This window comes from Actinoplanes solisilvae, from assembly GCF_003999975.1.
GTDB lineage: Bacteria > Actinomycetota > Actinomycetes > Mycobacteriales > Micromonosporaceae > Actinoplanes > Actinoplanes solisilvae.
Genome location: NZ_RJAC01000021.1, coordinates 141,304 through 160,414, shown reverse-complemented (window position 1 = coordinate 160,414; position 19,111 = coordinate 141,304). Strand labels below are relative to the sequence as shown.

Annotated in this window: 24 protein-coding genes; 16 read left to right on the top strand and 8 right to left on the bottom strand. The window is 69.6% G+C overall.

The features are described 5' to 3' along the window. Positions 1-15: 15 nt before the first annotated feature. Positions 16-837, bottom strand: a complete 822-nt coding sequence (locus tag EER30_RS36735) for a shikimate dehydrogenase (protein WP_127505685.1) — start codon at positions 835-837, stop codon at positions 16-18. A gap of 93 nt (positions 838-930) precedes the next feature. Between EER30_RS36735 and EER30_RS36730 the strand changes: the two genes are divergently transcribed. After that, positions 931-1,278, top strand: coding sequence for a DUF1304 domain-containing protein (locus EER30_RS36730; RefSeq protein ID WP_127505683.1), 348 nt, complete (start codon positions 931-933; stop codon positions 1,276-1,278). On the opposite strand, the gene EER30_RS36725 is transcribed toward EER30_RS36730, so the two are convergent. Continuing rightward, positions 1,233-1,748: a winged helix-turn-helix transcriptional regulator gene (locus EER30_RS36725; protein ID WP_127505681.1), complete on the bottom strand. Its 516-nt coding sequence runs from the start codon at positions 1,746-1,748 to the stop codon at positions 1,233-1,235. The two genes, EER30_RS36730 and EER30_RS36725, sit on opposite strands and share 46 nt — an antisense overlap. 573 nt (positions 1,749-2,321) lie before the next feature. On the opposite strand from EER30_RS36725, the gene EER30_RS36720 reads away from it, so the two are divergent. Genes EER30_RS36720 through EER30_RS47500 form a run of 6 tightly spaced genes read left to right on the top strand, consistent with a single transcriptional unit; the run spans position 2,322 to position 7,439 of the window. Continuing rightward, positions 2,322-3,470, top strand: a complete 1,149-nt coding sequence (locus EER30_RS36720; RefSeq protein WP_164842605.1) for a protein phosphatase 2C domain-containing protein — start codon at positions 2,322-2,324, stop codon at positions 3,468-3,470. After that, entirely contained in the window at positions 3,467-4,537 is a 1,071-nt protein-coding gene (locus tag EER30_RS36715) for a hypothetical protein (RefSeq protein WP_127505677.1), read from the top strand. Before EER30_RS36720 ends, EER30_RS36715 begins: the two co-directional genes overlap by 4 nt. Positions 4,538-4,559: 22 nt before the next feature. Further along, positions 4,560-5,231, top strand: a complete 672-nt coding sequence (locus EER30_RS36710; protein ID WP_127505675.1) for a vWA domain-containing protein — start codon at positions 4,560-4,562, stop codon at positions 5,229-5,231. Then, a complete protein-coding gene (locus EER30_RS36705; RefSeq protein WP_127505673.1) occupies positions 5,231-5,470 on the top strand; it encodes a hypothetical protein in 240 nt (79 codons plus the stop codon). Before EER30_RS36710 ends, EER30_RS36705 begins: the two co-directional genes overlap by 1 nt. Positions 5,471-5,482: 12 nt before the next feature. After that, positions 5,483-7,084 (top strand): AbeC-like domain-containing protein, encoded by a 1,602-nt coding sequence (locus tag EER30_RS36700; RefSeq protein WP_127505671.1) that lies wholly within the window; start codon positions 5,483-5,485, stop codon positions 7,082-7,084. A 4-nt stretch (positions 7,085-7,088) separates the two neighbouring features. Further along, complete coding sequence (locus EER30_RS47500) at positions 7,089-7,439, top strand: hypothetical protein (protein WP_164842604.1); 351 nt, start codon at positions 7,089-7,091, stop codon at positions 7,437-7,439. A gap of 72 nt (positions 7,440-7,511) precedes the next feature. On the opposite strand, the gene EER30_RS36690 is transcribed toward EER30_RS47500, so the two are convergent. Beyond that, on the bottom strand, positions 7,512-8,231 hold the full coding sequence (locus EER30_RS36690) for an alpha/beta fold hydrolase (protein WP_127505669.1): 720 nt from the start codon (positions 8,229-8,231) through the stop codon (positions 7,512-7,514). Between the two features lie 150 nt (positions 8,232-8,381). Here EER30_RS36690 and EER30_RS36685 point away from each other — a divergent pair, with 150 nt between their 5' ends. The 5 genes from EER30_RS36685 (at position 8,382) to EER30_RS36665 (ending at position 12,846) form a co-directional block, all read left to right on the top strand. Next, on the top strand, positions 8,382-9,251 hold the full coding sequence (locus EER30_RS36685) for an RNA polymerase sigma-70 factor (RefSeq protein ID WP_127505667.1): 870 nt from the start codon (positions 8,382-8,384) through the stop codon (positions 9,249-9,251). Positions 9,252-9,326: 75 nt separating this feature from the next. Beyond that, positions 9,327-10,661, top strand: a complete 1,335-nt coding sequence (locus EER30_RS36680; protein ID WP_127505666.1) for an NAD(P)/FAD-dependent oxidoreductase — start codon at positions 9,327-9,329, stop codon at positions 10,659-10,661. A 14-nt stretch (positions 10,662-10,675) separates the two neighbouring features. Continuing rightward, positions 10,676-11,029: a sigma-70 family RNA polymerase sigma factor family protein gene (locus EER30_RS36675; RefSeq protein ID WP_127505664.1), complete on the top strand. Its 354-nt coding sequence runs from the start codon at positions 10,676-10,678 to the stop codon at positions 11,027-11,029. 81 nt (positions 11,030-11,110) lie between these two features. Then, on the top strand, positions 11,111-12,010 hold the full coding sequence (locus tag EER30_RS36670; protein WP_240670530.1) for an SDR family oxidoreductase: 900 nt from the start codon (positions 11,111-11,113) through the stop codon (positions 12,008-12,010). A 2-nt stretch (positions 12,011-12,012) separates the two neighbouring features. After that, on the top strand, positions 12,013-12,846 hold the full coding sequence (locus EER30_RS36665; protein WP_127505660.1) for a helix-turn-helix transcriptional regulator: 834 nt from the start codon (positions 12,013-12,015) through the stop codon (positions 12,844-12,846). A 130-nt stretch (positions 12,847-12,976) separates the two neighbouring features. On the opposite strand, the gene EER30_RS36660 is transcribed toward EER30_RS36665, so the two are convergent. Then, positions 12,977-13,717 carry an SDR family oxidoreductase gene (locus EER30_RS36660; protein WP_127505659.1) on the bottom strand — a complete coding sequence of 247 codons (741 nt, stop codon included), beginning with the start codon at positions 13,715-13,717 and terminating at the stop codon, positions 12,977-12,979. Positions 13,718-13,940: 223 nt separating this feature from the next. Here EER30_RS36660 and EER30_RS36655 point away from each other — a divergent pair, with 223 nt between their 5' ends. Continuing rightward, positions 13,941-14,360 carry a cupin domain-containing protein gene (locus EER30_RS36655; RefSeq protein ID WP_127505657.1) on the top strand — a complete coding sequence of 140 codons (420 nt, stop codon included), beginning with the start codon at positions 13,941-13,943 and terminating at the stop codon, positions 14,358-14,360. A gap of 521 nt (positions 14,361-14,881) precedes the next feature. Here EER30_RS36655 and EER30_RS36645 read toward each other — a convergent pair. Then, complete coding sequence (locus EER30_RS36645; RefSeq protein WP_127505655.1) at positions 14,882-15,493, bottom strand: TetR/AcrR family transcriptional regulator; 612 nt, start codon at positions 15,491-15,493, stop codon at positions 14,882-14,884. A 107-nt stretch (positions 15,494-15,600) separates the two neighbouring features. On the opposite strand from EER30_RS36645, the gene EER30_RS36640 reads away from it, so the two are divergent. Together EER30_RS36640 and EER30_RS36635 are read left to right on the top strand one after the other, a co-directional pair. Next, entirely contained in the window at positions 15,601-15,954 is a 354-nt protein-coding gene (locus EER30_RS36640) for a DUF1330 domain-containing protein (protein WP_127505653.1), read from the top strand. Positions 15,955-16,274: 320 nt separating this feature from the next. After that, positions 16,275-16,475, top strand: coding sequence for a hypothetical protein (locus tag EER30_RS36635; protein ID WP_127505651.1), 201 nt, complete (start codon positions 16,275-16,277; stop codon positions 16,473-16,475). A gap of 77 nt (positions 16,476-16,552) precedes the next feature. Here EER30_RS36635 and EER30_RS36630 read toward each other — a convergent pair whose 3' ends face one another. Next, positions 16,553-17,062 (bottom strand): hypothetical protein, encoded by a 510-nt coding sequence (locus EER30_RS36630; RefSeq protein ID WP_127505649.1) that lies wholly within the window; start codon positions 17,060-17,062, stop codon positions 16,553-16,555. A gap of 252 nt (positions 17,063-17,314) precedes the next feature. Here EER30_RS36630 and EER30_RS36625 point away from each other — a divergent pair, with 252 nt between their 5' ends. Beyond that, positions 17,315-17,827: an acyl-CoA thioesterase gene (locus EER30_RS36625; RefSeq protein ID WP_127505647.1), complete on the top strand. Its 513-nt coding sequence runs from the start codon at positions 17,315-17,317 to the stop codon at positions 17,825-17,827. 30 nt (positions 17,828-17,857) lie between these two features. Here EER30_RS36625 and EER30_RS36620 read toward each other — a convergent pair whose 3' ends face one another. Next, on the bottom strand, positions 17,858-18,376 hold the full coding sequence (locus EER30_RS36620; RefSeq protein WP_127505644.1) for a hypothetical protein: 519 nt from the start codon (positions 18,374-18,376) through the stop codon (positions 17,858-17,860). Between the two features lie 53 nt (positions 18,377-18,429). Continuing rightward, positions 18,430-19,044 (bottom strand): lytic polysaccharide monooxygenase auxiliary activity family 9 protein, encoded by a 615-nt coding sequence (locus EER30_RS36615; protein ID WP_240670529.1) that lies wholly within the window; start codon positions 19,042-19,044, stop codon positions 18,430-18,432. Between the last annotated feature and the right edge of the window lie 67 nt (positions 19,045-19,111).

The window sequence follows — 19,111 nt, the reverse complement described above, 5'->3', positions numbered from 1 at the left end:
GGGCTCCTGGGGGTTTCACGCGGCTTCGCGGTGCTTCAGCAGTTCGTCGAGGTGGCGCAGCATCCGCGGGAGGTCGGGGGTTCGCCCGGTGAGCAGCTCGAACGCGGCGGCGGCCTGGTAGGCGCACATCGCCGTGCCGCCGGCCGCCCGCAGTGCGGCGTCGCGGGCCGCGCGCAGCAGCGGCGTCTCGACCGGCATGTAGACGATGTCGGCGACCCACAGCCCGCGGTGGAGCAGGCGTGCGGGAAGAGGCAGTCCCGGGTGGGAGCGCATGCCGGCCGGGCTGGCGTTGACCAGTCCGTCGGCGTCCGCGATCGCCGCCGCCAGGTCGTTGGGCGCGGCGACGGTGAGGCGGGGATCGTCGAGACGGGCGGCGAGCTGCTCGCGCCGGCCCGCGTCCGGGTCGACGACGGTCAGGTGCTCGACGCCCAGGGTGAGCTGGGCATAGGCGCAGGCCGCGCCGGCCCCGCCCGCCCCGAGCTGCACGACGCGGCCCTTCACGAGACTGCGGTACGCCTCGGTGAAGCCGTACGCGTCGGTGTTGTGCCCGGTGCGGCGCCCGTCGGCGAAGACCACGGTGTTGACCGCGCCGATGGCCCGGGCCTGGGGGGACAGCCGGTCGACGAGCCCGACCACCCGCTGCTTGAAGGGATGGGTGATGTTGAGCCCGGCGAAGCCCTCGCTCTCCGCCTTGTCGAGCAGCCGTACGAGGGCTTCCGGTGACTCGGTGTCGAACAACTCGTACGTGAGGCCGAGGCCGTGACCACGGCCCTCCGCCTCGTGCAGCGCCGGGGACAGAGACGTGCCGATGCCGGCCCCGATCAGCCCACAGCGCATGCGTTCGCCTCGCAATTCATCAATGTACGAACTGGTACGTTAGTTATGCGCTGTGACCGGGGCCACTGTCAAGGGTTTGTGTAGCCTGACCCGATGATCATCGTGGCGAACGTGCTCGTGGCGCTGGTCGCGCTCATCCACGCGTACATCCTGGTCCTGGAAATGTTCCTGTGGACCACTCCGCGGGGGCAGCGCGCCTTCGGCCTGACCCCCGCGTTCGCCGAGCAGACCAAAGTGCTCGGCCTGAACCAGGGTCTCTACAACGGATTCCTGGCCGCCGGCCTGGTCTGGGGTCTGATCGCCGACAACTTCGGCGCCAAGGTGTTCTTCCTGTCCTGCGTAGCGATCGCCGGCATCGTGGGCGCGATCACCTCGAGCCGCCGCATCCTCTACATTCAGACCGTTCCGGCCGCGCTCGCCCTGCTCTTCGTGCTCCTGTAACGGGCCCTCATCACCCGACTCGCGGCCGGCCCGGCCGCGAAGACGTACGCGTCGGGGTCGTCCAGCGCCCTGCCGGTGTTGCGATCGACCACGACCGGGTCCACCTCGTCACCCGTCGCCGCTTCGACCAGGATCATGCTGCGCTCCTCGGGCGCGAGCCGGCTGTTGCCCCACGCCGCCAGCGCGACGACCACCGGCCGCAGCGAGCGCCCCAGCTCGGTCAGCACGTACTCGTATCGCGGCGGGTTGTCCTGATAGCGCCGCCTCCGCAGGATCCCCTCGGCCACCAGCGTCTTGAGCCGGCTGGTCAGCATGCTCGACGAGATCCCCAGGTTCGCCTCGAACTCGTCGAACCGCGTGAAGCCGTCGAAGGCGTCGTGCAGGATCAGCAGCGTCCACCACTCCCCCACGTGCTGCACAGTCGTGGACAGAGGGCATTCCCGGTCATCCCGCCGCACCCGAGCACCCATACTGCGAATTTAGCAGCCACTCACCGCCTCCTGAGGTCCCGCCGCACGCCGCCGGGCACAGACACTGGCCGGACGCCACCTAGACGGGCCACCACATGAACCTCCGGAAGAACGAGCAGCGACAAGCGGGCCAAGCGGCCGCCCGCGGCCGGCGGGGACAGCGGCCAGAGTGCATTCCTGAGAGGTAGTCCGCATTCTCAGGGCGCGTGCGTGACGGGTGATTATCGCCGCCCGGGTCGGTCAGGTCGATTACGTATTTCGGCGACGAGTCGGCGACGAAAGTACGACCCTTTCGTTCCATGAACTGTCGGCTTAGCGGCTTTGTGGACATTGATCTCCACGATGGACAACCTCTTCGATCAACGCGGGAACAGCCCGATGATCTGCCGCTCCTCGCTGACCAGGACCGAGGTCGGAGCACGTCGTCCGTCCACTTGCCTTTTCTTTTCGAGCGACCGGACAGCCATCCGAAATTCGTACGAACGGTGGATCTGGCTGTTTGCTAGCGTCCAGGCCATGGCACCTCGCGTAGATCGCGTGGCGGTGATCTTCGCCGTCCTTGTCCTTGGATTCTTGGAATTGCAGTTTTTCGCGAATGACCTTCTTATCACCCTGGCCGGAGTGGCGGCGATCCTGGCCGCCGGCGTGGCCCTGCAGACCGAGCTGATCGGCCCGATGATCGGTCAGCGCCGAGCCCCGTCGCCACCGTCCGGCGGCCACCCGCGGCACGCGCCGCCCCTGCCGCCGGCGCCGAGGGAGCCGGCGGCGAGGGAGCCGTCGCCGGAGAGGATTGCTCGTCCACTGACGGTTGCCACGGCCGGAGCGGCCGCGCCGGCCCCGGTCACCACCCTGACCCGCGAGGCCACCTACCCCGCTCCCCCGGTCTTCGGCCAGCGGCCCTCCCGCGCGCACGCCCTGCCGTGGCTGCTGCCCAAGCCGGTCGCCCAGCCCGGCGTCGCGGCCGACGAGGCCCGGCTCGGCGACCTCACCGTGCGCGCCGCCTCCCTGCTCGGTCCCGGCCACCGCTGCGAGGAACCGGCCGTCGCCCGCCAGGACGCGTACGCGCTCGGCCGTGACCCGACCGGCCGCTATCTCATCGTCGCCGTCGCCGACGGGCTGTCCAGCAGTTCACGATCCGACCTGGGCGCCGCCACCGCCGCCGAGGCCGCCGTCGACCTGATCGCCCACGCTCTCGGGCGGCGCCCCGACCCGGCCGCCCTCGACGAGAGCCGCATCCTGCATGACGTCTGCGCGCGGATGACCGACGAGGCCGCCCGGCGCGGGCTCACCGCACAGGACGTCTGCGCCGTGCTGATCGTCGCCGTCGTCGACACCCACTCCGGCCGGAACGGGCGCGACTGCTGGTTCACCTGGATCGGCGATGTGTCCGCCTGGCAGCTGCGCGGGGAGCGGTGGGAACCGTTCGCGGGTGATCTCAAGGCCGACGACGGCGGCATCGCCTCGAACGCGGTCAGCGCCTGCCTGCCGTTGCACCCCGGCCGGGCCGAGCGCCGGATCTACCGCTTCCCCGCCGGCGCTGTGCTCGCCCTGGTCAGCGACGGCGTCGGCGACGCCTGGACGATGATGTCCGAGGCCAACGCGTACTTCGCCCGGCAGTGGTCCGATCCGCCCGCGCTGGGCGCGTTCCTCAACGACATCGGGTACGACGCCCGCGGCTTCCAGGACGACCGCACCGCCGTCACGGTCTGGACCGGGCGGTGAACGCCCCCGCCGCGTGGCCGCTGGCCGCCGCGATCGACCTCGCCGACCTCGGCCCTCTGCCCGCCTCGATCAGCCCCGGCGCCGGGCAGAGCACCGGCATCCACCCGCTGCCCGGCCACGACGGCTGGCTCGCCAAGCTCTACCACAAGCCGGCTGACATGGACGCCGCCGGCTGCCTCGACTGGCTGATCGGCCTGCCCGCGAGCATGCCGCCGGCCGACCGTGACCGGGTCGCCGCCTCGACGTCCTGGCCGGTCGCGGCGCTGCTCGACGGCGGCAAGACCGTCGGCTGCGTGCTTCCGCGGGCGCCGGCGAGATTCCGGGCCGCCTTTCCGCCGGGCAGCGCCGAACGCTACCTCGAGGTCGACTGGCTGGCCCGGCCCGACGCCTCGTTCGCCCGGCGCGGGCTCACCCCGCCCACCTGGAAGGAACGGTTGCGGGTGAGCCACGACCTGGTCTCGGTGGCCGCGCTGCTCGGGCGTTACGGTCTCGTCTACTCAGACTGGTCGTACTCCAACGCCTTCTACAGCCCGGCCGACCACAGCGCCTATGTGATCGACGTGGACGGCTGCGGCCGGCACCGGATGACCAACATCTTCCAGCCCAACTGGGAAGACCCGCACGCCCCGCGCAGCAGCCCGGCCGACACCACCACCGACCGCTACCGGGTCGCGTTGCTCGTCGCCCGGCTGCTCACCGGCGAACGCGCCGCCGTGCACGTCCTGCACGCCCTTGACGACCTGCCCGACCCGGTCCTCGCCGAGATCCTGCGGGACAGCCTGCTGGCGACCGTTCCGGCCCAGCGCCCGGCCGCGGCCACCCTGCTCGCGGTGCTCGACTCGCGCCCGTACCTGCGAATGCCGGTGGATCGCATGCCGCTCCCGCCCCGCCCGGCCGTCACCGCGCAGCCGCCGCGCGTGCCATCCGCGACGCCGGTCACGCCGCCTGCTGCGCCGGTGCCCGGCCCGGCTCCCGATCTGTCCAGCTACTCCGGCCGCCGGGCCGCGGCCACGGTTCTCGTCCTGCTCATCCTGCTGGTCCTGGCCATCATCCTGGCCTCGAACTGAACTATCGAACGGAGTTCCGCCGATGACCGACGACATGCACCACATGCGGCAGAAGTGTCTGCCCACCTATCTCGTCATCGACGTGTCGACCTCGATGTCGCAGCACGAGCAGACCCTCAACCGGACCCTGCAGAAGCTGCACAGCACCCTCGCCAACAGCCCACGGGTCTCCGAGTTCGCCCACATGTCGATCATCGCGTTCTCCACGCAGCCGTGGGTCGTCATCGAGATGACCGACATGGAGTACGTGCCCGGCATGCCCGAGGTCGCGTGCGACGGGATGACCAACTACGGCGCCGCCTTCGACCTGGTCCGGGAGCGCATCGACATCGACCTTCCCGCCCTGACCGCCCAGGGCAAGGCCGTCCTGCGACCGATCATGTTCTTCCTGACCGACGGCGCGCCCACCGACGGCGAGTGGGAGAACGCCTTCCGCGTTCTGGTCGACAAGGGATGGCGCCGCCGGCCACACGTCGTCACGTACGGCTTCGGAGCGGCACAGGAGGAGGTGCTCGGCCGGATCGCCACCAAGGCGGCGTTCCTCGCCGACGGAAGCTCCGGGCAGGAGGAGGCGCTCGCCACCGCCCTGCACAGCGCGCTCAACTCACTGGTCGCCTCCGCCCAGGCCGACGAGCTGCTGATCCCCGCGCAGGCCACCGGATACAAGTCGGTCCCGCTGGAATACCTCGACTGATGGGCGCCTACCGTTCCCGCCGCGCCGACGCCACCGGTCTCGCGCTCGCCGCCGCCGTCGCCGCGCTGGCGTTCGGCGGGGTTCTGCAGACCTTCCGCATGATCGTGGACGATCCCCCGCCACCGTCGAAGACGCCCGCGGTGACGTCGACCGTCCCGTCCACGGCGCCGACGACAACGCGGCCCGCCCGTCCGGACGGATGCCTGCAGGCACGCGACTCGTGCCGCCGGACCGAGTGAGGAGAACGACCCATGCTCTGCACCTACTGCGGCGGCGACAACACCTCCGCCTACCTCGTCTGCGCCCTCTGCGGCCGGCCCCGCCTGATCACACCGCCGACCGGTGGGAACGCCACCGCCACGCGTACTCAGGCCACGGCGACCAGGCCGATGACCACCGCGACCGTCCCACCGATCACCCCGTTCCAGCGTCCGGCGCCCGTCGTGCCGACACCGGCCGCGGCCGCGGGCGCGCCGAACTTCGCGCGCGACGCCACCCGGTACATGTGCGCGGCCGTGCAACTCGACAGTGCGCTCAGCCGCCGCATCCTGGCCGGCACGGTCGAGCAGCCGCTCCGCGCGGTCGCCTCGTCCCCGGGCGTCGACCTCGCGACCGTCGTCAAGTACGCCGTCGCCGCCCGTCGCCGGCAGCGCGTCACCGACATCCTGCTGCTGTTGTTCCTGCCGTTGTGGCCGGTGTTCGGACTGGGCCTGCTGCTGGGCTGGCTGGTCGTCGCCCTCGAACGGTTCCGCACCTCGTACCGGGTTCTCGCCCCGAAACTACGGCGATCGGTCTTCGACCCGGACCAGGCCCCCGAACCCGCCTCCGACCACATGCGCCGCCGCATCGCCGACCTCGCCGCGCGCGACCGCGGCAACGTGACCGTCTACCCCGATTACGAACCGTTCCTCGGCTTCGGTGGACAGGAGAAGGAGTGGTCGTTCGTCGCCGACGTCAGCAAGCCCGCGATGGGCGAGACCATCCGCCGGTTCACCGTCGCCGAGGTGCACGACCACGTCGCCGGGGCGATCAAGGCGCTCAACCTGCCCGGCGTCACCGTCGACGACCGCCTCTTCGCGGCCGGTGACGATCTGCTCAACGGCTCGATGCCCGCGGTCGCGCCGGAGTTGCTGCCCGATCCGCTCAGCGCGCCCCGGCAACAGGTGGGCCGCGACGTGATCAGGCGGCAGTGGGACACCCCGCAGGACCGGGCCCGGCCCTACCTGGCGCTGCGGATCACCGGCTGGAGCGGTGAGCTGGTGATGACGATGTTCGTCCGGTTCGTGCAGTACCGCGACGAGCAGCTCTACGTCGAGGCCGACTACCGGCTGCTCGGCCCGCTGCGCAAGGACTACCACTCGGTCGACGACCTGCGCGAGTACCCGACGTTCCGCCAGGTCGGCCGGATCGTGGCGGCCACGCTACCGATCACGATCATCCGGCAGATCCGCTCCCCGTTCGTCGTCGTCGCCGAACTGTTCCGCCCGATGACGCTGCGCTCGGCGCTGCGCCGGGACCGCCGCGAGATCACCGAGGAGCGCACGTTCAACTACGGCGCCACGATCGCGCCCCGGGAGGAAGCGATGGACAAGCGCTACCACCGTTACTTCCAGGTCGCCGACAAGGAGCACTACCTGAAGATCATCGAACGGCGGGTGCTGGACTCGCTCGAACAGTTCCTCGACGCTCACGGCATCGACGCGTCGGACGTCCGCGAGCGGCAGACCATGATCCTCAACTACGGCCTCATGGCCACCGGTAGCAGCCAGATCAAGGCCGACAACATGGCTGTCGGCCTCAACGCCAAAGCCACGGCGATGATGAGCAAGGTCGCCGGCGGCGGAAAGGGCTGATCACATGTCCAACATCAACTACGGCATGCAGGTGGGCGGGAACGCCCGGATCGAGGCGGGCAACCTGGCCGCCGGGCTGGGCGCCCAGGCCACCCAGCACGGTGCCGGCGGCGACCAGGTGGCCGCCCGGATCGACGAGGTGCTCCGCCTGATCGAGGCGAACCGGTCGGCCCTCGACGAGCCCGACCTGGCCCGCGCCGAGGTCGAGATGGCCCGGACCGAGCTGGCCGCCCGCCAGCCCCGGCCCGACCGCGTCCTGGCCGCCCTGAAGCGAGCCGGCGAACACGTGGGCGCGGTCAGCGCGATCGCCGTCGCCGTGCAGTCGGCCGCCGCCGCCGTCGGCACCCTTCTGTAGACGATCGGGCCGCAACACGTGAGGTCGGTCATGCCCGTCGCCGGCCCCACGTGTTGCGGCGCAGCCGCCGGCTCAGACCGCTGCAGCAGCCTCGAGGATCGCCTCAGCCACCGCCTCGGGCCGGGACACGCTGAGAGCGTGGGACCCACCCGCGATCTCCCGGATCGACTTGGCCCCCGCCCGATCAGCCATCCACCGGTGCAGCTGAACCGGAATGTTCAGGTCACCGTCGCTGTAGACGAACCACGACGGCAGGTTCGCCCAGGCGGGCTCCGGCGACGACAGCCCCGTGGACAGCGCCGCCTCGGTGACCGGCCGCTGCGTAGCCGCCATCAGCTTGGCCTGAGCATCGGTGACGTCGGCCGCGAACTGGTGATGGAAGACGTCCGGCCGGATTGCGAACTCGTTGCCCCCCGTCGACACCGGGTACGCCGCCAGCGCTTCGCCGAGGCTGCTCCCCGGGAACTTCGTCGAGAGCTGGAACGCCGACTCCCCCGGCGCCGGCGCGAACGCGCACACGTACACCAGTCCCTTGACCTCGTCGTTGCCCGCCGCCGCCTCGGTGATGACCATGCCGCCGTACGAATGCCCCACCAGCAGCACCGGCCCACCGATCTCGTCCACCACGTCGTTGACGTACTGCGCGTCGCCCGCCAGGTTGCGCAGCGGATTGGCCACCGCGATCACGTCGAGGTCTTCTCCGGCCAGACGTTCGATGACGCCGTTCCAACTGGCCGACTCGGCGAAGGCTCCGTGGACAAGGACTACGGTCGGCTTGGTGATGTCAGTCATGGTCTCTCCCGGTTCAGGGGGGCGAACAGCCCCTTCACCAGGGCTGACCGGACGGGCAGGGCAACCGTGACGGAGGTGATCGTCACTGGTCCGGCACTGGCTTTCGGACTGGTCGCGGGGCCAGGATGAGATGCCGGGAGGGGGCGACGAATGAGCTTGGGGGACCTCGACGAGGCCACGAGGGTGTTCATGGAGGTGCGGCCGCGCCTTTTCGGGATCGCCTATCGCATGCTCGGGTCCGCCGCCGAGGCCGAGGACCTGGTGCAGGACGTCTGGATGCGCTGGCAGATGTACGACCGTGAGACGGTCGAGAATCCCGCCGCCTTCCTGGCCACCACCACGACCCGGCTCGCGATCAACCACCTGCAGTCGGCCCGGGTTCGCCGGGAGACATACGTCGGTCCTTGGTTGCCCGAGCCGATCGACACCAGCGCCGACCCCTATCTGGGCGCCGAGACCGGCAACGCCCTCGAGTTCGCCGTCCTGATGCTGCTCGAGAAGCTCTCCCCCACCGAGCGTGCCGCTTATGTGCTGCGTGAGGCCTTCGACTACCCGTACGGGCAGATCGCCGACATTCTGCAGAGCAACGAGCCGGCCGTACGTCAAATCGTGAGCCGCGCCCGGAAACATGTGGCCGGGGAGCGTAAGGCGCCGGTCTCGGTCTCGGCCCAACGGGAACTGCTTGCCACCTTCATCACCGCCGCCCGCTCCGGTGACCTGCAGGGTTTGGAGAAGCTGTTCGCCGCCGAGGTCGCCAGCATCACCGACGGCAACGGTGCCAAGAACGCCGCCCGCAAGATCGTCGTCGGGTCCGAGCGGGTGGCGAAGTTCATCGCCGCGTTCTCCACGTACTTCTGGGAGGGCATGGATGCGCGGTTCGTCACGACCAACGGGCGGCCCGGCGCCGTCTTCAGCCGTGACGGGGAACTCATCGTGATGGTGACCCTCGACGTCTCGGACGACGGCATCGAGCACATCTACTGGATGATGAACAAGGAGAAAATCGCTGCCTTCGGGTGATGGGTTGTCACAAACGGGCGGCCTGTCTTGTCTTAGCGAGCGACAAAGCCCGCATGCGAGAGAACAGAGGGCACAGTGCGCACGATCCTGGTGGTCGGTGGTGGCTACGCCGGCTTCTACACGGCCTGGAAACTGGAGAAGAAGCTTCGTCGCGACGAGGCCCGGGTGATCGTGGTCGACCCGCGGCCCTACATGACCTACCAGCCCTTCCTGCCCGAGGTCGTGGCCGGTTCGGTCGAGGCCCGGCACGCGGCCGTCTCGCTGCGGCGCCACCTGCGCAAGACGAAGCTGATCAACGGCAGCGTCACGAAGATCGACCATGCCCACCGTACGGTCGTCGTGCAGCCCGCCGTCGGCGAGGACTATCCCCTGTCGTACGACATTCTGGTCGTCACCGCCGGGGCGGTGACCCGCAAGTTCGCTATCCCGGGCGTCACGGAGCACGCGATCGGCATGAAGCATGTCGAGGAGGCCGTGGCGATCCGCGACCGCTTGCTGACCGCTTTCGACCAGGCCGCCACGCTCGAGCAGGGCCCGGAAAGGCAGCGCCTGCTGACCGCGACCTTCGTCGGTGGCGGCTTCTCGGGAGTCGAGGGCTTCGGCGAGCTGCTGTCGCTGGCCCAGTCGCTGGTCAAGAAGTACCCCGAGATCCACCGCGAGGAGCTGAGCTTCCACCTCGTCGAGGCGCAGGGACGCATCCTGCCCGAGGTGACCGACGGACCCGGCAAGTGGGTGGTCGACCAGCTCGAGAAGCGCGGCGGCCACGTGCACCTCAACGCCCAGCTGCGCTCGGCCGCGGACGGGCACATCGTCCTCTCCACCGGCGACGAGTTCGACTCCGAGCTGATCGTCTGGACCGCCGGCAACGGCGCGAACCCGCTGGTCGACAACCACACCGACCTGCCCGTGAACGCGCGCGGCCAGCTCATGGTGCGCGCCGACCTGCGCATCGGGACCGACGCCGAGCCGATCGAGGACGCGTGGGCCGCCGGTGACGACGCCGCCGTTCCCGACCTGGCCGTGCCGGGCGCCGCCACGGTACCCAACGCGCAGCACGCCGTACGGCAGGGAAAGCTGCTGGCCAAGAACCTGATCGCGGCGCTGCGCGGGGGCCGGGTCAAGGCGTACAAGCACGCCAGCCTCGGCGTGGTCGCCACCCTCGGGCTCGGACGGGGCATCTTCCAATGGCACGGCATCGTCATCAAGGGTTTCCCGGCCTGGCTCATGCACCGCGGCTACCACGTGCTCGCCGTTCCGACCTGGGAGAGGAAGGTGCGGGTCCTCGCGGTCTGGACGACGGCCGCTGTCTTCGGGCGCGACATCGTCTCGCTGGCCTCGGTGCAGCACCCTCGCCGCGCGTTCGAGACCGGCGGCGAGCCGGTGCGCGCGAGCGTGGGCGACCGTGGCTGACGTCCCCCCGATCGATGGAAGCCGCACGCCGGCTGGCCGGGGCCTGCGCGACCTGTGACCTGCCCGCCGTCGAGGCGCTGCTGGCCCACGACGTGGTCGCGCTGTGTGACAGCGGCGGGCTCGTGGAATCGGTTCACGAGCCCGTCGAGGGGGTAGCCGACGTCGCGGTCTTCACGCTGAGCGTGCTCGGGGGCCGGCCCGGGACGGCGGTGACGGTCGAGAACGTCAACGGGCAGCCCGGCATCGCGGTGCGCCTGATCGACGGCCGGGCGGTCGCGGTGGTCGCCCTGGCCTGCGTCGACGGCCTGATCACCGGCCTCTACATCGTGCTCAGCCCTCTCAAGCTGCGGGGCTGGCACCGGCCCTGAGCCTTGCCCCGGCAGAGCATGGTTCCGCTTCTCCCGCCGCGACACAGTTGAGTCAGACATCAACTGACCTGGGGGTTTCTCGTGAGTACCAAGCTGGCCGTGGTGACCGGGGCGAACAGCGGCGTCGGTCTCGGCCTGGCGACGCGCCTGGCCGCCGAGGGCGCCGACCTGCTGCTGCCGGTGCGTGACCCGGCCAAGGGCGAGGCAGCCGTGGCCCGCATCCGATCCGAGGTTCCCACTGCCCGCGTACGCCTGGCCGCGCTCGATCTCGCATCGCTGAACTCGGTCGCGGCGTTCGCCGCGACAGTCGACCGGCCCGTCGACATCCTGATCAACAACGCCGGTGTGATGGCCCCGCCGACCCGGCACACCACCGCCGACGGTTTCGAGCTGCAGTTCGGCACCAACCACCTCGGGCACTTCGCGCTCACCGCCCGGCTGCTGCCGCAGTTGCGCGCCGGCCGGGCCCGCGTCACGACGATGACCAGCAGCGCCGCCCGCAACGCGAAACTCAACTGGGACGACCTGCAGGCCACCTCGAACTACTCGGCGATCAAGGCGTACGGGGTCTCGAAGCTGGCCAACCTGCTCTTCGCGCTCGAACTCGACCGCCGCTCGCGCGCCGAGGACTGGGGCATCGTCAGCAACGCCGCGCACCCGGGCACGACCCTGACCGGCCTTTACGCCGCCGGGCCGAACCTGGGCCGCGACAAGCCCGGCAAGCTCGAGTCGGTAATGGCGCGCCTGGCCAAGCTCGGCCTCTTCGTCCAGGGCGTCGATCAAGGACTTCAACCGGCCCTGTACGCCGCCACGAGCGCGACGGCCCAGGGCGGACGGCTGTACGGTCCCGACGGCATCGGGCAGTTCACCGGCAAGCCGACCGAGCTCAAGCTTTACCGCCCGGCCCGGGACGCCACCGCCGCGGCCCGGCTCTGGACCGTCTCCGAAGACCTGGCCCGCGTGGACTTCGTGGCGGTCTGACGATGGACCGCGCGCTGCTGGCCGACTACCTGCGCACCCGGCGGGAGGCCCTGCAACCCGAGGATGTGGGCCTGCCCCGGGGCCGTCGCCGCCGCACGCGCGGTCTGCGGCGCGAAGAGGTCGCCGTGCTGGCGGGCATGTCGATCGACTACTACACCCGGCTCGAACAGCCGCGCGGGCCGCACCCGTCCGAGCAGATCCTCGAGGCGCTGGCCCGCGCGCTGCGGCTCTCGCTCGAGGAACGCGAGCACCTGTTCCGGTTGGCCGGCTACGCGACCGGGCGGCGGCCGGCCGACACCGACCACATCAACCCGGGGATGCGGCGCATCTTCGACGGTCTGCAGGGTGCGGCGGCCCAGATCGTCAGTCCGCTCGGCGAGACGCTGCTGCAGACGCCGCTGTCGGTGGCGCTGATCGGCGACGAGAGTGTTTTCTCCGGAGCGGCGCGCAGCAAGCACTACCGCTGGTTCACCGACCCGGCGGCGCGGCTCGGCTACCCCTCGGAGGAGCGGGACGAGCAGAGCCGGCTGATCGTGGCCGATCTGCACAACTCGTACACCCGGGACGGCAAGGAGTCGCGAGCCGGCGCGCTCGTGGCCGCGCTGCTGCGCCAGAGCCCGGAATTCGCGGAGCTGTGGCGGGAGCATCCGGTGGCCGGGCCGTACTGCAGCATGGTGCGGCTGGTGCATCCCGAGGTCGGCGAGATCGACCTCCACTGCCAGCGTCTGATCGACCCCGACCAGTCGCAGCAGCTCGTCGTCTACACCGCGACACCGGGGTCGCCGAGCGCCGAGAAGCTGGAGCTCCTTTCCGTCCTTGGAGCCCAGCGCATGTGAAAACGCCCGCACGACCTCATCGTCGTGCGGGCGCAATGAGGGTTGTTCAGGGCGGTTGAGACCAAGCGGTCAACCTGCGGCTGGGTGCAACTCGAGGTCGGCCCTGAACAACCCTCATCCAGCGAGCGGGCTACTTCTGCTGGGCGAGCCACTCGCGGTAGGTGGTCGTGGTGAGCGTGGCGTCGTCGGGGGCGGTCAGGACCGAGCCCTGCACCGCGCCGAACATGCCCGCCGACGGGTCGGTGACGATCTGCGTCGACACGCCCTTGGCCTGGGCCGCGATCCGACAGAGCTCGTCGAGCGCGAACACCTCGGGCCCGGCGACGTTCTTGACGGCCAGCAGGGGCTTGCCCGCGGCGACCTGGGCCACCGCGCGGGAGATGTCGGCCGAGGCGAGCGGCTGCACCGGCGTGGCCGGGATGTGGGCGACGTCGCCGTCCAGCCCCATCTTGATCACCGACGGGACGAACTCGAAGAACTGGCCCGCGCGGACGATCGACCACGGGACCGGGCCGGCCTTGAGCAGCTCCTCCTGCAGAACCTTGGCCTTGTAGTACTCCAGGTCGGGAACCTGGTCCACCCCGATGATCGACAGGATGACGGCGTGGCCGACGCCCTGACGCTCGGCCGCGTCGAGCATGTTGTCCATCGTCTTGTGGAAGAAGCCGGGCGACTTCTCGTCGAACGTGGGCGAGTTGGTCAGGTTGACGACGACGTCGGCGCCCTTGAGCCCGTTGTCGAGGCCCTCGCCGCTCAGCAGGTCCACCCCGTTCGAGGGGGACAGCGGCTCGGCGTCGTGCCCGTGCTCACGCATCAGCGTGACAACCTGCGAACCGATGAGGCCGGTCCCGCCCAGCACCGCGATCTTCATCTCGGTCACACCCTTCGTATCTGATTCCCCTGTCTCACCCCCTACGACCGGACAGCCCCCCGCGCTGTGACACGGCGCTGATCGTCCGCGGTCCCCGCGCCCCGCCGTGCCGCCGCCCCCACCTCTCGCCTTGATCGTTGACTGTCACCCAACTCACCGTCGCGGACCGCCTGGCCGGCAATACGATTTGTGGCAGCGGCGTCACCAACCGGGGGGATTCGCGATGCCTGATCATCAACCGGACCAGGCCGTCTTCCATGCGATCCTGCCGGAACAGATCAACTGGCAGCCGTTCCCCGCGTTTCCCCCGACGGTCCGCCTCGCCGTCGTGGTGGGCGACCCGACGAAACCGGGCCTCTTCACGATCCGGGTCAAGGTGCCCCTCGACGTCAAGCTCCAGCCGCACCGACACATCGAGGACCGCGTCTACACGGTCATTTCCGGCGTCTTCTACATCGGCCTCGGCGAGGAATTCGACGAAACACAGCTCCAGCCCTATCCGCCCGGCAGCGTCGTCGTCCTGCCCAGCGGAACCCCCCATTTCCACTGGGCCAGATCCGGCGAGTACGTAACTCAGGTCACCGCCATCGGCCCGCTCGGAATCGAGTACACGAACCCGTCCGACGACCCCCGCAACAGCTGAGCCCGCTGTTCGAACGGCCGAGCGCCTGCCCCGTGCGGGAGAGCATGACGCAGTTTCAGGCCACTGGCCGGCAGGGGGCAGCGGGGAAGGCTCGCCGCCCTCGCGAGACTGAGGGCGCGAGGCTGGCAGGCTCAACTGACCTGTACGGCTGCTCCCGTCCAGGTCGAGGGCCGGCTTCCCGGCGGCGAGCCCTTCTATTTCCGCGCTCGCCAACACGAAGCCTGCCTGGCTGTCGGCGGCCCGGATCCCGCCGATCTCCCCGACTGGGAACAGTGCAGCCCGCACTCGAAGGCGAGCTGTCTCCCCGCTGACGACGGCCTCGCGATCCTGTCGGCGCTCGCCGCCGCCTACCGGGAAGGACGCGAACTCGACGACTGACCGTTCCGACGGGCGAAGGCGTCGGTATTGAGCCGCCAGCCGTTGCGCTGCGGGTTCGCACTCGACGGCAGGGCGCGTCCGGCCTGCCACGGACTCGCTTTGCCGTGTACCCGCCCGCCGAGCGCATGTCGAGGATGATCAGCTCAGGCAATCGGTGGCGTGCTGAGGGGGACGTCGGTCTTTCCAGGGTCGGCCATCAACGTCTGCCGGACTGTCTCGAGGATCTCGTCGGATAGCGGCGTGCCCGCGGTTGCCCGGGCAAGAGAGATCGCGCCGACCATCGCCGCGAGGGTGTTGATCGCGTTCCGCCGGCGGTCATCGTCGTAGTAACTCTCCAGCTTCGTGAGTGTGGTCGTAATCCCGGTCCGGTAAGCCTCACGAAGGGGACTCCCGTCACCGGCGCGGGCCGCGTCGGTGGCCAGCGCGGCGTTGGCGCAGCCGGAGCCGGGATCATCGCGGTGCATGGTGGACAAATACTCAGTGAGCAGGGCTTCGCGGGCGTCGGCTGTGTCCGCCGCCTCGTCTCGCAGGCGCCCCATCAAGGCTAAAATTTCGCTGAACGCATCGGTCGCGGCCAGGCCGACGAGCTCGTCCTTCGAGCCGAACTGTTTGTAGAACCCTCCCTTGGTGAGGCCCGCGGCGGCCATCAAGTCGCTCAGCGGGACGCCCGTACCGTCACGGCGGATGAGCCGGGCGGCGTTGGTGATCACTTCGGCACGGTTTCGCTCCGCCACCGTCTTGGAGTTTCGGCTCATGTCGACTCCTGGCCCTCTAGTGCACTGACTGAGATTTAGATTACGTACGGAATCTTACCGCGGCCTGTTAGATTCCAAGCGTAATCCAAACGAGTGGAGGAGCTTAGATGGCTACTTACCTGATCAACCACCTGCGGATCCCCGGCGGCGTCCCGAACGAGGGCGCCCTGTCGTACCTCGAACAGGTCGACGCGACTCTCGCGGCGTTCGGCGGGAAGATCCTCGCCCAGAGCGACCCGACCGTCGTGGAGGGGGCGTGGCCCGGCAGCGTCGTGCTGATCCAGTTCGCCGACCGCGCGACCGCTGAGGCCTGGTACAACTCACCCGAATATCAGCGGATCCTGCCGTTGCGGACCAACAACAGCATCAACGACCTGATCCTGGTCGACAGCGTCGCCGACGACTTCACCATGGCCGGCATCGCTGGGTACGTCCGCAGCTTGCAGGCCGGCGCCGCCTGACCGGCCAACCCGGGCTCTGCCCAGGCAAGTCGTCCACGACGGCAGGGTTGGCCTGCACGCGGCGATGATGCCTGGCGAGCCCGGGGCGGCGTCCTGTTTCGGGACTTGCATCTGATACCCGGGTACAGGCTTACCGTCGGGTTGTGACCACGACCGACGACTGGGCTGCACGCCTCATACCGGCGATCGTTTGAAGAGCGGCGTTGCTCAAAGGGGACGTTCACCTCGGCGCTGGGATCCTGATCGCGCTGGGACCCGATCGCGCCAGTGTCAGGGATGGGCTGCACGATCTGACCGCAGGGCCTTGACTGGTGCAGAGAATGCACCCGGAGGATGGCCCGCCGGCGTTCGCGGGACTGTGTGAGATGTGGGCGGACCCGGCCAAGGAGAGCGATGATCCACACCGCTGGCTGTGGTCCGCGTCGATCATCACCCACCACGGCACCTGGCTCGTCAAGCCTTTTGAGGATTCGCCAGAATTCGACGCGCTCGTGCTGGATCTGACGCGGCGAGCCGTGTAGCGGCCGGCGACTGCAGCTCATCGTCGCCCTTCAGGAACGGTGGGATGTCAATCGTTTCGCGTAGGCTTCAGCCGGGGCTATCTACCTCTGTTGGGCGCTGGCAGGCTGGCCAACATGATGGGAGCATCTGGCGATTCCGGTCCCGGGCCTCGCGACGGGACCGGCCGCGCGCTGCCCGGGCAGTCCGGCGCGGTGAGGGGCCGCGAGGGGTCGGCAGCCTCGTTGGCTGCCGAAATGCGGGATCTTCCTGCTTTGGAGTGGCCGGTCCGGTCAAAGGGAGCGACCTCGTCGTACGTGACGTTCATCGAGGACGAGCCAGAGCTAGCCGACGCCGTGGCCGCGGCCCGTGTTTGGTGGCGGTCGCGCACCCAACTGTGGGTGGCGCGATAGCCCTGCGCCGCGGGCTGACCCAGCGCGTCGGCCTCGCGCACCAGCCGCGCTTGCATCACGAGCGCCGCCTGTTCGAGCCGGTGGGCCGCGCGCAGCAGATCGGCGATCTGATGCTCGGGCACCGGCCACAGATCGGCTGCGGCGAGCTTCGCCGCGTCCTGACCAACCTGCCGCATCGCTGTCAACACGAGGCCCATATTCGAACATCCGTACGACAAAACGCGGCCTCGCGGAGATCCATGTCCACCATCTGAAAGCCGCCCGCGCGGGCTGGGCCTTCGCGGCGAGCGGCCTGACGTTGTCGGCTTTTCGCGGGTCGGCACTGCGCGCGACCCGCGCCACAACGCCAGTTTCCGTGCCGGAGGGGGCCTGATCGCCGCGTTAGGATCGCGCTCGCCCGGGGCTACCGCTGCCGGGCAAGGCAAGGGAACACGAACGGAAGTGCCACGATGACCGATCACGGGCGACCCCCGTCGGCCTCGGAACTGACGCTGTCGCAGATCATGGACCAGCACCACACCAACCTGATGGGTACGGTCCACGGCGGGCGCATTCTCAACCTGATCGACTCGGTCGCCGGAGTCGTGGCGGCCCGCCACTCCGACGGCCCCGCGGTCACGGCCGCGATGGACGAGACTCTCTTTCTTCAAGCCGTACGGGTCGGCGACGTCGTTCACGTGCAGGCGCGCATCACGTGGGCCGGGCGCAGTTCGATGGAGGTCGCCGTACGGGTCACGGCTGATCGCTGGGACCGGGCCGTGCCCCCGACCGTCGTCGCCACCTCCCACCTGGTAATGGTCGCGGTCGACGACAATGGCGGGCCGCGTCCGGTGCCGGCGCTGCTGCCCGAGTCGGCCGAGGACCGGCAGGCGTTCGAGCAGGCCGAGATCCGCCGCCGCCACCGCCTGACCCTGCGCGCCGCCCTGGCCGGCCACAGCACGGCGGAGGGCGCGCTCCTCTGACAACGGTGATCAACGGACCGGCTGCGGGTGTCAGAGGCCGGCCGCGTCGTCGTAGCGGCCGCGCAGGTCGCTCATCTCGGTCGCGGTCAGGGCTTCCTTCGACGCCAGGTCCGCGTACTTCGGGGGGAACATCTCGCGCAGCCGGTCGACGTACCGGATGGTCTCGGTGGCCTCGACGACCTGGACGCCCGGCGGGTCGGAGGACAGGTCGACGATCACCGGCCCGGCCAGTTTGACGGCCACGTCCCACGGTCGGAGCGGCTCGGCGACCCCGCAGAGGTGAAAGCCATAAACCGTACGCACGTCAGCCAGCTCAGCGGCCTGGGCGGGTTCGAAGCCGTAGACGTGGACCCCGCACACCACCGGTGTCTTCTCATCGACGGCGGGCTGGGTGCCGTGGTGGTTGTGCCCCGCCGCGGCCGGTTGTTCGAGCGTGGTTCGCAGTCGGGTCAGCAGCTGCTCGGACACGTCGGGCGGGTCGGCTCGCAGCACGACCGCGCCCGCGCTCGCGACCAGCAGGATCGCCGCCGCTCCTAAGTAGCGTTTCATCGTCGCTCCTCGGCGGTCCAGCACACCGCACGATGTGCTGGACCGGTCCTTCACTAGGCGAACGTCACGTCGCTGCACCACATGTAGGCCTGGTCGAGGTGCGAGGCCTGCCAGATGACGAAGAGGATGTGATGTCCGGTGTAGCCGGACGTCGAGATGTTGAACGAGATGTTCTGGGCCGGCGCGTACCGGCCGGTCTGCGTGATGAAGTCGAGGTTGCCCCAGCCGAGTTTCTGGGTGGCCGGGTTGAACCCCTGCTTGCTGACGTAGACCCGGAAGTAGTCGGCGCCGTGGCTCGCCTGGTCGTACAGCTTCACCGTGAAGTTGCTGCTGATGCTGGTTCTCCGCCAGGCGCCGGCCTGGTTGAGGCTGTCGTTGCGGGACAGGCCGTTGCTGCAGAGCTGGCCGTCGGGCGTGCGCGCCTGGAACTGGGCGCCCAGGCCGTCGCGCAGCGCGCTCATCCAGTTCCACATGGTGTCGGGGTTGGCCTGGAACGCGTTCCAGCACATGGGGTCCTGCGTCTGCATGGCCGGGTTCATGTGCTGGTTGCCCCAGGACTGCCAGCACTGGTAGGCGCGGGACGCGGGGCTGACGATGGTGCCGTGGGCGTGGGCCGCGCCGGTGAAGGGCAGCATGCTCGCCACCAGGGCCAGCAGTAGGACGAACACGCGGCCGGACCGGCGGGATCTTCGGGGATGCACGGTCTGAGCTCCATTCTTCGGGGACGAGGGATGG

What these genes read in the sequence shown, in the direction of transcription:
- EER30_RS47500 (WP_164842604.1), top strand. Translation starts at nt 7,089, where the DNA reads ATGTCCAACATCAACTACGGCATGCAGGTGGGCGGGAACGCCCGGATC.
- EER30_RS36725 (WP_127505681.1), bottom strand. Translation starts at nt 1,748, where the DNA reads ATGGGTGCTCGGGTGCGGCGGGATGACCGGGAATGCCCTCTGTCCACG.
- EER30_RS36735 (WP_127505685.1), bottom strand. Translation starts at nt 837, where the DNA reads ATGCGCTGTGGGCTGATCGGGGCCGGCATCGGCACGTCTCTGTCCCCG.
- EER30_RS36675 (WP_127505664.1), top strand. Translation starts at nt 10,676, where the DNA reads ATGGAAGCCGCACGCCGGCTGGCCGGGGCCTGCGCGACCTGTGACCTG.
- EER30_RS36700 (WP_127505671.1), top strand. Translation starts at nt 5,483, where the DNA reads ATGCTCTGCACCTACTGCGGCGGCGACAACACCTCCGCCTACCTCGTC.
- EER30_RS36655 (WP_127505657.1), top strand. Translation starts at nt 13,941, where the DNA reads ATGCCTGATCATCAACCGGACCAGGCCGTCTTCCATGCGATCCTGCCG.
- EER30_RS36685 (WP_127505667.1), top strand. Translation starts at nt 8,382, where the DNA reads ATGAGCTTGGGGGACCTCGACGAGGCCACGAGGGTGTTCATGGAGGTG.
- EER30_RS36660 (WP_127505659.1), bottom strand. Translation starts at nt 13,717, where the DNA reads ATGAAGATCGCGGTGCTGGGCGGGACCGGCCTCATCGGTTCGCAGGTT.
- EER30_RS36730 (WP_127505683.1), top strand. Translation starts at nt 931, where the DNA reads ATGATCATCGTGGCGAACGTGCTCGTGGCGCTGGTCGCGCTCATCCAC.
- EER30_RS36620 (WP_127505644.1), bottom strand. Translation starts at nt 18,376, where the DNA reads ATGAAACGCTACTTAGGAGCGGCGGCGATCCTGCTGGTCGCGAGCGCG.
- EER30_RS36640 (WP_127505653.1), top strand. Translation starts at nt 15,601, where the DNA reads ATGGCTACTTACCTGATCAACCACCTGCGGATCCCCGGCGGCGTCCCG.
- EER30_RS36690 (WP_127505669.1), bottom strand. Translation starts at nt 8,231, where the DNA reads ATGACTGACATCACCAAGCCGACCGTAGTCCTTGTCCACGGAGCCTTC.
- EER30_RS36630 (WP_127505649.1), bottom strand. Translation starts at nt 17,062, where the DNA reads ATGGGCCTCGTGTTGACAGCGATGCGGCAGGTTGGTCAGGACGCGGCG.
- EER30_RS36645 (WP_127505655.1), bottom strand. Translation starts at nt 15,493, where the DNA reads ATGAGCCGAAACTCCAAGACGGTGGCGGAGCGAAACCGTGCCGAAGTG.
- EER30_RS36665 (WP_127505660.1), top strand. Translation starts at nt 12,013, where the DNA reads ATGGACCGCGCGCTGCTGGCCGACTACCTGCGCACCCGGCGGGAGGCC.
- EER30_RS36705 (WP_127505673.1), top strand. Translation starts at nt 5,231, where the DNA reads ATGGGCGCCTACCGTTCCCGCCGCGCCGACGCCACCGGTCTCGCGCTC.
- EER30_RS36625 (WP_127505647.1), top strand. Translation starts at nt 17,315, where the DNA reads ATGACCGATCACGGGCGACCCCCGTCGGCCTCGGAACTGACGCTGTCG.
- EER30_RS36635 (WP_127505651.1), top strand. Translation starts at nt 16,275, where the DNA reads ATGCACCCGGAGGATGGCCCGCCGGCGTTCGCGGGACTGTGTGAGATG.
- EER30_RS36710 (WP_127505675.1), top strand. Translation starts at nt 4,560, where the DNA reads ATGACCGACGACATGCACCACATGCGGCAGAAGTGTCTGCCCACCTAT.